Genomic DNA, 12,551 nt, shown 5'->3' with positions numbered 1-12,551 from the left:
ATGCAGCCGACCGTCTATCTCGTCGACGACGACACCCATCTGCGCAAGGCGATGACGCAGACGCTGGAACTCGCCGGCCTCACCGTCATCCCGTTTGCCAGCGCCGCCGAAGCGTTGAAGACGCTCGATGCCAATTTCGATGGTATCGTCGTCAGCGATATCCGCATGCCGGGCATCGACGGCCTCGCGTTCTTCCGCCGCATCGAAGCCTTCGACGCAGACCTGCCGGTGATCCTGGTGACTGGTCATGGCGATATCCCGATGGCGGTGCAGGCCCTGCAGGACGGCGTCTACGACTTCATCCCAAAACCCTTTGCCGCCGATCGGCTGGTGCAGAGCGTGCACCGGGCGCTCGAAAAACGCCGGCTCGTGATGGAAAACCGCGCGCTGAAGCGGGCCGCCGAGACGGCCGGCGACAGCCTGCCGCTGATCGGCCAGACGCCGGTCATGGAGCGCCTGCGCCAGACGATCCGGCACATCGCCGATACCGATGTCGACGTGCTCGTCGCCGGTGAAACCGGCAGCGGCAAGGAAGTGGTGGCGACCCTGCTGCACAATTGGAGCCGGCGCCGCACCGGCAATTTGGTGGCGCTGAACTGCGGTGCGCTGCCGGAAACGGTCATCGAAAGCGAACTCTTCGGCCACGAACCGGGCGCCTTCACCGGTGCCTTGAAGAAGCGCATCGGACGGATCGAGCATGCGAGCGGCGGCACGCTGTTCCTCGACGAAATCGAGGCGATGCCGCCGGCAACGCAGGTGAAGATGCTGCGCGTTCTGGAAGCGCGCGAGATCACGCCGCTTGGTACCAACCAGGTTCGTCCGGTCGATATCCGCGTCATCGCCGCTGCCAAGATCGATCTCGGCAATCCGGTGGAGCGTGGCGACTTTCGCGAAGACCTCTACTTCCGATTGAATGTCGTGACACTGTCGATCCCGCCGTTGCGCGAACGCCGTGACGATATCCCGCTGCTCTTCTCGCACTTCCTGACCCGGGCGGCCGAGCGCTTCAAGCGCGACGTGCCGATGATCTCTCCAGCCGTACAACGGCATCTGATGACGCATGCCTGGCCGGGCAATGTGCGTGAACTCTCGCATTTTGCCGAGCGGGTGGCGCTTGGTGTGGAAGGTCCGCTGGGCCAAACGATTGCGGTGGCCGAACAGCCCGGATTTGCGCTGCCGGAACGGCTTGAACGCTACGAGGCGGAGATCCTGAAGGAGGTGCTGCGCGCCCAGCGCGGCGACGTCAAGGCGACGATCGAGGCGCTCGGCATCCCGCGCAAGACCTTCTACGATAAGCTCCAGCGCCACGGCATCAACCGCGCCGATTATGCCGAGCGGACAGCACCGGAAAAGGCCGGCCGCTAGCGGCAAATCCGAATCCGAAAATACACGCACTAGGTGCATCTTTGTCGACAGGCGAATTCACGCTTGACGACCCGGGCCGTTCGATGGCTATGATCTAGGCATTCACCAGGGGGGTCCCGCAAGGGGCTGAGATTCTGCTGGATGGCCGGCTTGCCGGCTATAGCGCAGTGACCCGTTGAACCTGATCCAGTTCATACTGGCGTAGGGACGGTGCAGATATCGAAGCCAGGATTCCGTGCGGTGAGCACCTGGCGGAGCGTCTTTCATCTTTCCGGCATCAGAACTGGGTCTCCAATCGCAACTTGGAGCCTCGTCATGAATATTGCCACCAAACCCGCAGCCCTCACGGTCACGCAAGGCCCGCTTCCGGCCTCCCGAAAGATCCACAAGCCGGGCGTTCTTCATCCGGATATTCGCGTGCCGATGCGCGAGATTGCTCTGCACCCGACCTCGGGCGAGCAACCGGTCACGGTCTATGATTCCTCTGGCGCTTATACCGCCGACGGTGCCGAGATCCGCATCGAGGACGGCCTGCCGCGGCTGCGCCGCAACTGGATCGTCGACCGCGGCGATGTCGAGACCTATGAGGGACGAACGGTTCGTCCCGAAGACAACGGCTTCGTGAGCGGCGACCGGCTGACACCGACCTTCCCGTTCCAGCATGCGCCGCTGAAGGCCACGGGTGGCCGAGCCGTGACGCAGCTTGCCTATGCCCGCGCCGGCATCATCACGCCGGAGATGGAGTTTGTGGCGATCCGCGAGAACCTCGGCCGCGACGCGGCGCGCGCAAAGGTCCGCGACGGCGAGAGCTTCGGCGCTCACGTTCCGGATCATGTCACGCCCGAATTCGTCCGCCAGGAAATCGCCAGCGGCCGGGCGATCCTGCCCGCCAACATCAACCATCCGGAATCCGAACCGATGATCATCGGCCGGAACTTCCTGGTGAAGATCAACGCCAACATCGGCAACTCCGCCGTCACCTCGTCGATGGCCGAGGAAGTCGAAAAGATGGTCTGGGCGACGCGCTGGGGCGCCGACACGGTCATGGACCTTTCGACCGGCCGCAACATCCACAACATCCGCGAATGGATCATCCGCAATTCGCCGGTTCCGATCGGCACCGTACCGCTCTACCAGGCGCTGGAAAAAGTCAACGGCATTGCCGAGGACCTCACCTGGAAAGTCTATCGCGACACGCTGATCGAGCAGGCCGAACAGGGCGTCGATTATTTCACCATCCATGCAGGCGTCCGCCTGCACTACATCCCGCTCACCGTCGACCGCGTCACCGGCATCGTCTCGCGCGGCGGCTCGATCATGGCCAAGTGGTGTCTGCACCACCACCGCGAGAGCTTCCTCTACGAGCATTTCGAGGAGATCTGCGACATCTGCCGCGCCTATGACGTCTCCTTCTCGCTCGGCGACGGCCTGCGCCCGGGCTCGATCGCCGACGCCAATGACTCCGCGCAATTCGCCGAACTCGAAACGCTCGGCGAGCTCACCAAGATCGCCTGGTCCAAGGATTGTCAGGTCATGATCGAAGGCCCCGGCCACGTGCCGATGCACAAGATCAAGGAGAATATGGACAAGCAGCTCGCCGTCTGCGGCGAAGCGCCGTTCTACACGCTCGGACCGCTAACGACGGACATTGCCCCCGGCTACGACCACATCACATCGGGGATCGGTGCTGCGATGATCGGCTGGTTCGGCACCGCCATGCTCTGCTACGTCACGCCGAAGGAGCATCTCGGCCTGCCTGACCGCAACGACGTGAAGGTCGGCGTCATCACCTACAAGATCGCCGCCCATGCCGCCGATCTCGCCAAGGGTCATCCGGCAGCCCAGGTGCGCGACGACGCGCTGTCGCGCGCCCGCTTCGAGTTCCGCTGGGAAGACCAGTTCAACCTCTCGCTCGACCCGGAAACAGCCCGCAATTTCCACGACGAGACCCTGCCGAAGGAGGCGCACAAGGTCGCGCATTTCTGCTCCATGTGCGGCCCGAAATTCTGCTCCATGCGGATCTCGCACGACATCCGGGCCGAGGCGCAGAAGGAAGGGCTGGAGGCGATGGCCGCGAAGTACCGCGAGGGCGGCGACCTCTATATGCCGGTGGAAGGGGCCGCTGGCCCGGCAGAGTAGGCGTCGCAAGCATCGGAAGGGGTCGGTACCGGCCCCTTCCGTTCGCTCACGACTTCCGACCGCGGTCACGAATCGGTGATCGTCGACGGCCTCCTTCACCGTCTCCTGGCCTGCTTGAGCGTCGAAACCCACCCCTGCAATCCCTGCCACGCGCGCCATTTGTGCAGTTTTCCGCTGTCCCCTCACGGCAGCCCCGCTCCCCGCGCATCACGTCGCCCGGCAGCCGATGAGCTTGTCCCCACATCGATTGAACGTTATGCAAGGCTCGCGCAAAAGTCGCTGTCGGCGAAATTCATTCGCGCCAAGCTGCCGTCTTCTGCCGCGCAGAAGGTCTTGCGGACCAACGCAAGGATGTCGCTTGCCCAAGGAGAATGACGTGAGGACACGCCTGCTGAGACTGACGGCCCTTTCGATAGGAGGCCTTGCAGCACTCGCCGGAGATCTGCCGCGCCTTGGTGACGGCGGGCGTTTTACCGCGGGCTTTTCCTGGATTTCCATCGCCCACGCGGACGAGACCGAAACCGGCGGCTCGAATGGTGAAGGTGCCCCAGGTGGTGGCGAGAACGGCGGCGGCGAGAACGGTGGAGGCGACGGCACGGTGGGTGGCGGAAGCCACGGCGTAGAGGGCGGCGGTGATGGCTCAGGCTCCGGTGTCGAGGGTTTAGAGCCCGGCGGGACAGGCGCAGGTGGCGGAGGCGGCCCTATCGACGGCAGTTTCAGCGATAACGAGAGCCGCTCGTCCTCGCACGATTCGCGGGACTACGGACCGACCGGCGGCGTATGGCACGGCGGCAGCAGCTTCCTCAATCTTTTCCGTCAGACACCGGAAGATCCCGCCGAGGGGAGCGGGCCAGAATCCTCCACCCGGCAGAAGGGCGATGCGGCATCCCATAAAAGTGCGGGTCACACGAAAAAAGAGCCTTGAAGCGCCGTCTGCTTCGCCGCGCCGAAGGGTGACGCGCGCTGTTTATCGCAGACATAAGAGCGTCTGCCTCTGCATCCTCGGGCCAAGCCCTGGCATGTCGGGAAGAGGGAAGCGCGACATCGATCCCGTTTAATCAACGTACGCGCATACCCCTACCCCTCTAGCGACTCCCCACCATCCGCTCGACCACATCGAGCAACACATTGGCGCCGGCGACGAGCTCGTCCGGCTCCGTGTGTTCGCGCGGGTTGTGGCTGATGCCGTCGCGGCTCGGCACGAAGATCATTGCCGTCGGCGCGATGCGGGCGATCATCTGGGCGTCATGGCCGGCGCCCGAGGTCATGCGCCGGCTCTTGAGGCCCCGCGCGCTGGCCGAAGCCTCGATCGCTGCGACGATGCCCTGATCGAAAGCCACAGGCTGGAAGCGTGCAAGCCGCTCGACGGCGATCGTCACCCCCTCTTCCTCGGCGATACGGACAAGGAAGTCCGCAAGCGCCGTTTCGAGCGCCTGCAGCCGTTCCTCGTCCGGATCGCGCAGATCGACGGTGAAGGTGGCACGCGACGGGATGACGTTGATCGCGTCGGGCTCGAAACGCATGGTGCCGATGGTCGCGACACTCGGCGCGTTCGACCGGGCAATATGTTCGCGCAGGAACAGGCCAACCCGCGCGGCGGCGAGACCGGCGTCGGAACGCATCGCCATCGGTGTCGTGCCGGCGTGGTTGGCGACGCCATCGATCGTCACCCGCTGCCAGGAGATGCCCTGCAGATTCTCGACCGCACCGATCGCAAAGCCCTCGCGCTGCAGCACCGGCCCCTGCTCGATATGAAGCTCGACATAGGCGTGGGGAGTGAGGAACCCCGGCTCGGCGGTACCGGCATAGCCAATCCGCTCGAGTTCCTCGCCCAGCAACAAGCCATCCGTGCCGATGGTCGCGAGCGCCGTCTCCAGCGGCAGACCGCCGGCATAGACGAGCGAGCCGAGCATGTCGGGCGCAAACCGCACACCCTCCTCATTGGTGAAGGCGGCAATGACGATCGGCCGGGCCGGCGTCGCACCACTGCCCTTCAGCGTCTCGATCACTTCCAATCCGGCAAGCACGCCGTAACAGCCGTCATAGATACCGGCGTTGATAACGGTGTCGATGTGCGAGCCGAGCATGACCGGCGCTTCGCCGCCGTTTACCTCGTCGCGCCAGATGCCGAAGATGTTGCCGATACGGTCGACGGCAACGTCGAGCCCGGCCGCCTCGATCCACACGATGAGGCGATCGCGACCGGCCTTGTCGTTGTCGGAGCCGGCCAACCGGGTCAATCGCCCCTCCGCATCGCGACCGATGTCGCCGAATTCTTGGATACGCCCGATCAGGCGCGCAGCATCGATGGAAGAAGATGGCATCTTGGTCCTGCTTTCATGCGGATTTCGGTTCACGGCCGGCTTTCGGCCGGCGCCAGCCTCTGGCGGATAATCTCGGCGTGATAACGCGCGCCGAAGATCAGGGCGTCGTCATTGAAGTCGTAAAGGGGATTGTGCAGCGGCGCCGATGCCTCGCCATTGCCGATGAAGACGAAGCAGCCCGGCACGTGTTCAAGGAAGCGGGCGAAATCCTCCGAGCCGGTCATCGGCTCGGCGGCCGTTGCGACATTCGCAGCACCGAACACCGCTTCCGCCGCGGCAAAGGCGTGGCCGGTCAAGGCCGCGTCGTTGATCAACGGAACGAACTCGCGGGTGTAGTTGACCTCGACCGCGCAGCCATAGGCATCCGCCGTTCCCTTGGCGATCACCCGCATCTCCGCCTCGATCTTGGCGCTGACCTCCGGGCGGAAGCTGCGGGCATCGCCGAGGATGCGGGCGAGACCGGGCAACGCGTTACGGGTGCCATCGGTCAAAAGCTCGGTGACAGAGACAACGCCGATATCGGTCGGCGACAGTCGGCGCGAGACGATCGTCTGCAGATTGACGACGGTGGCGCAGGCAGCAACCAACGTCTCATTGCCCCAGTGCGGCCGCGCCGCGTGCCCGCCGACGCCCTTCAGCACGATCTCGAAATTGTCCTCCGCCGACATGATCGCGCCGACGCGGGTCTCGAAACGGCCGACGGGCAGTCCCGGCATATTGTGCAGGCCATAGATTTCGTCGAAGGGAAAGCGCTCCATCAGCCCGTCGTCGAGCATCGCGAGCGCGCCCTTGCCCCACTCCTCGGCCGGCTGGAAAATGAAGCAGGCAGTGCCGTCGAAGCCGCCATCTTCGACGAGCATCTTGGCGGCGCCGAGCAGCATGGCCGTGTGACCGTCATGGCCACAGGCATGCATGGTGCCGGGCTTCGTCGAGCGATATGGAAGTTCTCCCTGCTCCGGTATCCTGAGCGCATCCATATCGGCCCGAAGTGCTACGGCGCGGTTGCCGCTGCCGCGTTTCAAGCGGCCGACGACACCGGTACCTCCGACCCCCTCCACCACCTCGTCGAGCCCGAACTCCCGGAGCTTGGCCGCGACGAAGGATGAGGTGCGCTGTTCCTCGAAGCCGAATTCCGGGTGCGCATGCAGGTCGCGCCGCCACGCGGTCATGTCCTTCACAAGCCGCTCGAAATCCATTTCCGCCATGGCTCAGCTCCTCTCGTTCGATGTATTTGCGACGGCCTCGGGCGACAAGCCGACGAGGGCGGCATAACGCTCGGGGTCGGTCGCGCCCTCGGTATTGATGACGAAGACGCGCGATTGGGCCGTCAATCCGAGCGTCTCCCGTAGCGCCGGATCACGGGCAACCGACAGCAATCCGGCCAGGCCGACGCCGCCGCTTTCACCGGACACGATCGCCGGGTCAGAGCCTGCGGGCCGCGCCAAGCGGTTCATCACCGAAACCGCATCCTCCTCGTCGACGGTCATGAAAGCATCGGCTGCACGGGACAGGATACGCCAGGCGACGAGCGACGGCTCGTAGCATTCGAGCATCGCCATGATCGTCGCCTCGCCATGCGCCACCTTGACCGGATGGCCGGCCCTGGCGCTTTCGTAGAGGCAGGCGGCGCGCGCCGGATCGACGACGACGAAACGTGGACGTTGCGCGCCATAACGCAACGCCAGATGCCCCGCGGTCGCCGCGGCAATGCCGCCGACGCCCGCCTGCACGAAGACATGGGTCGGCGGCTCTTCCATCTGCCGCAGCGCCTCGCTCAGCAGCGCCGTATAGCCCTGCATCACCAGGCCGGGAATGTATTCGTAGCCAGGCCAGGTCGTATCCGAGACCACCGTCCAGCCATTCTCGTCACAGACCCGCGCGGCCTCGCGGACGGAATCGTCATAGGTCCCGGCGACCCGGACAATCTCGGCGCCATAGGCCGCAATCGCCTCGATGCGCTTCTCGCTAACGCCCGCATGAACGAAGATCACCGATTTCGCGCCGACAAGCCGGGCGCCCATGGCGACCGAGCGGCCGTGATTGCCATCGGTGGCGCAGCCGAATGTCTGGGCGGCGGCGATCGCCCGAACCTCGGGCCGGTCCAGATCGTCGAGATCGACGCTGCGCCCGAGACGCCGTTCCGCCTCATCGAGCACAAGCCGGATCACCGCATAGGAGCCGCCAAGCGCCTTGAAGCTGCCAAGCCCCAGACGGTGGCCTTCATCTTTGACGAAGACGCCGGCGATACCGAGCTCTTCCGCCAAGGCGGGCAAGGCATGAAGCGGCGTCTCCCGATGGTCGGGGCGGCGGGCAAGTTGCTGCTCGACACGGGCGGCGGCCGCAAGCGACAGCATGTCCGCATCCGCAGGCAGCAGCGGCTGGCCGAAATCGGCATGGGTATTGGCGAGAAACATGGTGCAATCTCCGTAGACCACGAAAATCTATCTCATCGCCGCCGAGAAATGCGCTCTAAATGACCGTCGCGAATGCAAGTTTGTAAAGCTGAGGGGGTGCCGTGACGTGGAGTTCCACCTTCGGCGCCGGAGAGCAGGAACCGAAAGGCACTGGATGGCCCCGTCGAAAAAGCCACAGGTCGAACTGGATCGCTTCGATCTTGCGATCCTCGCCATCCTGCAGAAGGACAACACGACGCCGCAGCGCCAGATCGGCGAGGCGGTCAATCTGTCGGCGCCCGCCGTGCAGCGACGGATCAAGCGCATGGAGGAGACCGGCGTCATCCGCGCCAATGTCGCCCTGGTCGATCCGGTCAGCGTCAACCAGGCGCTGACGATCCTGGTCGAAGTGGAGGTCGAGAGCGAGCAGATCGCCCTGCTCGATGCGGCAAAGGCAGCCTTTACCGCCGCGTCCGAGGTGCAGCAATGCTACTACGTCACCGGCGACGTCGATTTCATGCTCGTCGTCATCGTGCCGACGATGGCCGATTACGAGGCCTTCACCCGGCGCATGTTCTTCGGCAACGCGAACATCAAGCGCTTCCGCACCTTCGTGACGATGGATCCGGTGAAGGTCGGGCTTTCGGTCCCGCTTTAGGGCCGAAAGCAGCGCAGCGATTGCCCGACGTGGAATTCTCCGTCTATTTCGTGCCGGCGAGCGCCTTCTTCTCGGCGTCCGCATCGAGCGGCTGCCCGGCGCCGATCGAAGTCAGAAAAGCATCGACGGTCTCAAGCGAGGAGGCCGGTGCATAGCCGTCTCCGCCTTCCGGTCTGGCGACGGCGAGCCGCGTCTGCCAGCTTGATGCCTTGCGGCAAGCAACCGAAACGAGGCCGGGCGCACCGGGCTGGGTAAGTTCGTATTCGCGGCAGAGCTGCCCCGAGCCGAGTTCGAATGCCGATACCAGACGGACCGTCCCCTGGCCTTCACCAACGGCGACTTCGTCCCCCGAAGCCGCCTTGTCGAGGATGGCGGCGAGCGCGGGGCCGACGGTGCCAGCCACCTGTAACGCGCCGGTGTCCGCCAATCCGCCGCCGCGAAGCAGGTAGCCGCCGGCGCCGCCGACGACCACCAGCAGCGACGCTGCCATCGCCATCAGAAATCGCGAGGGACCGACGTTCGGCGACGCCGGCTGATCCGCAGGGCGCCGGAAGGCCACGACATTGTCGCCGCCGGCCGTCGGCGCGTCCGCAGCACTTTCAGTGCCACTCGCCGCCGCCGCCATGGCCCGCACCCTGGCGACCAGTTCGTCCGGAACCGGCTCGTCGAGCACCGGCTTCAGGGCCTCGCTTGCGGCGGCGCGCGTTTCCATGAACATCGCGATCCGCGCCATCAGTTCGTCGTCCGTTTCCATCGCCGCCTCGACACGACGCGTCGTCTCCTCGTCCAGTTCGCCGTCGGCGAACGCCATCAAGATCTCATCGCTGAATTCCGTGTCGCTCATCTTGTCCCGCCTCTCATGTCCTGTGAACGCGCGACCGGCGGTTCTATTCCCGTTGCCTCCGCAAGATTTTTGCGCGCCCGGGCAAGCCTGCTCATGACGGTTCCGATCGGAATGCCGAGAACCTCGGCCGCCTCCTTGTAGGAAAGCTCCTCGACGCAGGTGAGGATCAGCACTTCCCGCTGTTCAAGCACCAGGCCGTCGATCGCAGCCGCCACGCTCTTCAGCGCCATGCGCGCCTCGCTCCCGGCTTCGCCGGAGGGGACGGCGAGCTCGGCCTGCGCCTCGATCTCCTCCGTCGGGCCGGCGGTCTTCTGCCGGCGCAGCTGGTCGATCCACAGGTTGCGCAGGATTCGGAACATCCACGCATCGAAACGCGTGCCTTCTTCGAAGCGGTCGGAACCGGCAAGCGCCTTTTCGCAAGCCGCCTGCACCAGGTCGTCGGCCACATCCCGCGAGCGGCAAAGCGAAATGGCAAAGCGGCGCAGGTTAGGCAGGAACGCGACCAGGCGCTCACCGAAGGCGATGGTCGGGTCCGTCATCGGGCGCCTCTTTGGGTAAAACCCTTCGTTCCCGGTGGAATAATTTGTCCATTCATCCGTTGAGCGTTATGGGAACTACACCCGAAAGTCACCACTTATGGTCCTTTCATTCACGGTAAGCTTTCGTTTTCGGATGCCGTTGCACAAGGAGAAAACCTTGAAAAACCGCCTGTTTCGAATGTCCGTCCTGTCGTTGTGTGGCCTGGCTGCGGGCGCGGGGGACCTCTCCTTTGGCAGCAGCGACGGCCAGTCGGCCCTTCGCTTTTCCTGGGTTGGCCAGGCCCAGGCGGACGACGACGATGGGGGCGACGATGACGACGGCGGCAGTGGTGGCGGCTCGTCACGCAGCTCCAGCGATCGCGGCTCGAGCGGCAGCTGGGGCGGAGGCGGCGGCAACCTGCTTGACCTTTTCCGCGGAACGCCGGAGCGACGTGTCGTGCGCCAGCGTCCGCCGGCCCGCCGGGCGACCCATGTGCCGGGCGAAATCATCGCGCTCGGCCTCGACGAGGCCGCCGTCCAGCGCCTGACGGAAAGCGGCTTTACGGTGCGCGCAAGAGAGCCGCTCGGGCTTTCGACGACAGAGATCATCAAGCTCGGCGCGCCCCGCGGCACGGCGCTCGAAGACGCACGCCAGCAGGTCGCGGATGCGACGCCCGGAGCGATCGCCGATCTCAACCATTATTTCGACCCGAACGAAGGCGCCGCCTCACCCGCTCCCTGCGCCGACGGTGGTTGCGCGCTCGTTCGCACCGCCATCGGCTGGCCGGACGCCAGCGCGGCTTGCACGGCCGCCGGCCCGATCGGGCTGATCGACACGGCGATCAATCCCGCCCATCCCTCGCTCAAGGACGTCAAGCTCGACATCGTCAGGCTGGCGGAGGAAGAGGCGCCGGAATCCGGGCGCCAGCACGGGACCGCGGTTGCCGCCCTCATCGCCGGACGGAGGGACAGCCGCGCGCCGGGGCTGCTCGGCAATGCCCATCTGATCGCCGTCGACGCCTTCCAGCGCAAGGGCGGCGAAAGCGATATCGCCGAGACCTACGATCTCGTGCGTGCCATCGACCTCCTGGCCTCGCGCAAGGTCACGGTCATCAACATGAGCCTCTCCGGGCCGCACAACCTGCTGCTCGAAAAGACCGTCGCGCTTGTGGCCGAGCGGAACATCATCCAGGTGGCGGCGGCCGGCAATGACGGCCCGAGGGCAAAGCCCGTCTATCCTGCCGCCTATCCGGCGATGATTGCGGTCACCGCCGTCGACCGCAATTTCAAGCCCTATCGCCGCGCCGGGCGGGGCGACCATATCGATGTCGCGGCACTCGGCACCCGCGTCTGGACGGCGGCGTCGATCGAGGGCGCAGCGCCGCGAACCGGCACCTCCTTTGCCGCCCCCTTCGTCACGGCTGCCGCCGCCATCCTGCGGGCATCGCATCCTGATCTCTCGGCGGCAGAAGTCGCAAAGCTCGTCACCGAGACGACGCAGGATCTTGGCGCACCGGGCAAGGATCCTGTGTTTGGCTGGGGCGTTCTCAACGCCCGCGAACTCTGCCGCTCGTAGGAGCGGCGAACGAGCGGTACGGAACTACGGCTTTTGCCAGTCCATGACCAGGAACGAGGGAACCCTTCGAAAGAGATCCGTCTGTTCCGGGTCGCCGCCCCGCGGCAATGGTTCGTCGAAATAGCGCAACTGCAGGCCCGCTCCCAACAACAGCGACATGTAGGTGCTGAGCGGCCGGTGCCAGTTCATCACCAGAAGATCGCCCCAGCCGATCCAATCGGACCGTTCGTCCATGTAATGGTCGATCATGAAACAGCGCTTGCCGTCAGCGCCATCGCGCCAGCCAGTCGGGTTGCTGGCGCTATAGAAGCTGGTCAGGTTCGCGATCAGCAGATGACCGCCCGGGCGCAGAACCCGGTTCATCTCGCCGATCGCCGCCTCCAGGTCGGCGATGTCGATGAGGCTGAGATAGGCAGCGACGAGATCGAAGGTCTCGTCCGCAAAAGGCAACTCTTCGGCCTGTGCGATGCGATAGTCACCATCCGGATGCAGGCGTCTCGCCTGACCAACGAGCGACCCGGCGGGATCGATGCCGACCGTGCTCAGTCCCTCCGCCGTAAGCAGCCGGCAGAACCGCCCCTCGCCGCACCCGACATCGAGGACCGTTCTTGCCCCGCTTTGCCGCGCCCGTTCGAGCATGGGCGCATCGAGAACGAACCGCCGCGCAAAATCCCCTTCGACGCCCAGCCCGGAAATCCAGGCCGCCGCCGACTCTTCCCATCCGTTTGACATTT

11 protein-coding genes and 1 riboswitch are annotated in these 12,551 nt (G+C 65.1%); of the genes, 5 read left to right on the top strand and 6 right to left on the bottom strand.

Going from position 1 to position 12,551, the window contains the following annotated elements:
* From ACIQUG_RS25730 to ACIQUG_RS25720, 3 genes are all read left to right on the top strand, one after another.
* Positions 1-1,365, top strand: a complete 1,365-nt coding sequence (locus tag ACIQUG_RS25730; protein WP_402324966.1) for a sigma-54-dependent transcriptional regulator — start codon at positions 1-3, stop codon at positions 1,363-1,365.
* A 97-nt stretch (positions 1,366-1,462) separates the two neighbouring features.
* Positions 1,463-1,591: riboswitch (TPP riboswitch) on the top strand.
* A gap of 89 nt (positions 1,592-1,680) precedes the next feature.
* Positions 1,681-3,504: a phosphomethylpyrimidine synthase ThiC gene (thiC, locus tag ACIQUG_RS25725; protein ID WP_402324965.1), complete on the top strand. Its 1,824-nt coding sequence runs from the start codon at positions 1,681-1,683 to the stop codon at positions 3,502-3,504.
* Positions 3,505-3,862: 358 nt separating this feature from the next.
* Positions 3,863-4,429: a hypothetical protein gene (locus tag ACIQUG_RS25720; protein WP_402324963.1), complete on the top strand. Its 567-nt coding sequence runs from the start codon at positions 3,863-3,865 to the stop codon at positions 4,427-4,429.
* 160 nt (positions 4,430-4,589) lie between these two features.
* Here the strand turns inward: ACIQUG_RS25720 and ACIQUG_RS25715 are convergent, their stop codons facing one another.
* From ACIQUG_RS25715 to ACIQUG_RS25705, 3 genes are read right to left on the bottom strand one after another with little or no spacing between them, the layout of a single operon-like run.
* Entirely contained in the window at positions 4,590-5,828 is a 1,239-nt protein-coding gene (locus ACIQUG_RS25715) for a Zn-dependent hydrolase (RefSeq protein WP_402324962.1), read from the bottom strand.
* A 29-nt stretch (positions 5,829-5,857) separates the two neighbouring features.
* Positions 5,858-7,033, bottom strand: coding sequence for a M20 aminoacylase family protein (locus tag ACIQUG_RS25710; RefSeq protein WP_402324961.1), 1,176 nt, complete (start codon positions 7,031-7,033; stop codon positions 5,858-5,860).
* Between the two features lie 3 nt (positions 7,034-7,036).
* Entirely contained in the window at positions 7,037-8,242 is a 1,206-nt protein-coding gene (locus tag ACIQUG_RS25705; protein ID WP_402324959.1) for a diaminopropionate ammonia-lyase, read from the bottom strand.
* A gap of 154 nt (positions 8,243-8,396) precedes the next feature.
* On the opposite strand from ACIQUG_RS25705, the gene ACIQUG_RS25700 reads away from it, so the two are divergent.
* A complete protein-coding gene (locus tag ACIQUG_RS25700; protein ID WP_402324957.1) occupies positions 8,397-8,879 on the top strand; it encodes an Lrp/AsnC family transcriptional regulator in 483 nt (160 codons plus the stop codon).
* A 43-nt stretch (positions 8,880-8,922) separates the two neighbouring features.
* Here ACIQUG_RS25700 and ACIQUG_RS25695 read toward each other — a convergent pair whose 3' ends face one another.
* Positions 8,923-9,723 (bottom strand): anti-sigma factor family protein, encoded by an 801-nt coding sequence (locus tag ACIQUG_RS25695; RefSeq protein ID WP_402324955.1) that lies wholly within the window; start codon positions 9,721-9,723, stop codon positions 8,923-8,925.
* Positions 9,720-10,262, bottom strand: a complete 543-nt coding sequence (locus ACIQUG_RS25690) for an RNA polymerase sigma factor (RefSeq protein ID WP_043621403.1) — start codon at positions 10,260-10,262, stop codon at positions 9,720-9,722. The genes ACIQUG_RS25695 and ACIQUG_RS25690 overlap by 4 nt, the downstream gene beginning before the upstream one ends.
* A 157-nt stretch (positions 10,263-10,419) precedes the next feature.
* Here ACIQUG_RS25690 and ACIQUG_RS25685 point away from each other — a divergent pair, with 157 nt between their 5' ends.
* A complete protein-coding gene (locus ACIQUG_RS25685; RefSeq protein ID WP_402324953.1) occupies positions 10,420-11,817 on the top strand; it encodes a S8 family serine peptidase in 1,398 nt (465 codons plus the stop codon).
* A gap of 24 nt (positions 11,818-11,841) precedes the next feature.
* Here ACIQUG_RS25685 and ACIQUG_RS25680 read toward each other — a convergent pair whose 3' ends face one another.
* A complete protein-coding gene (locus ACIQUG_RS25680) occupies positions 11,842-12,549 on the bottom strand; it encodes a class I SAM-dependent methyltransferase (RefSeq protein WP_402324951.1) in 708 nt (235 codons plus the stop codon).
* Positions 12,550-12,551 lie beyond the last annotated feature (2 nt).

Source organism: Ensifer sp. NPDC090286 (assembly GCF_044769565.1).
In the GTDB taxonomy this organism is placed as follows: Bacteria; Pseudomonadota; Alphaproteobacteria; order Rhizobiales; family Rhizobiaceae; genus Ensifer.
This window is presented reverse-complemented; position numbering and strand designations above follow the sequence as displayed.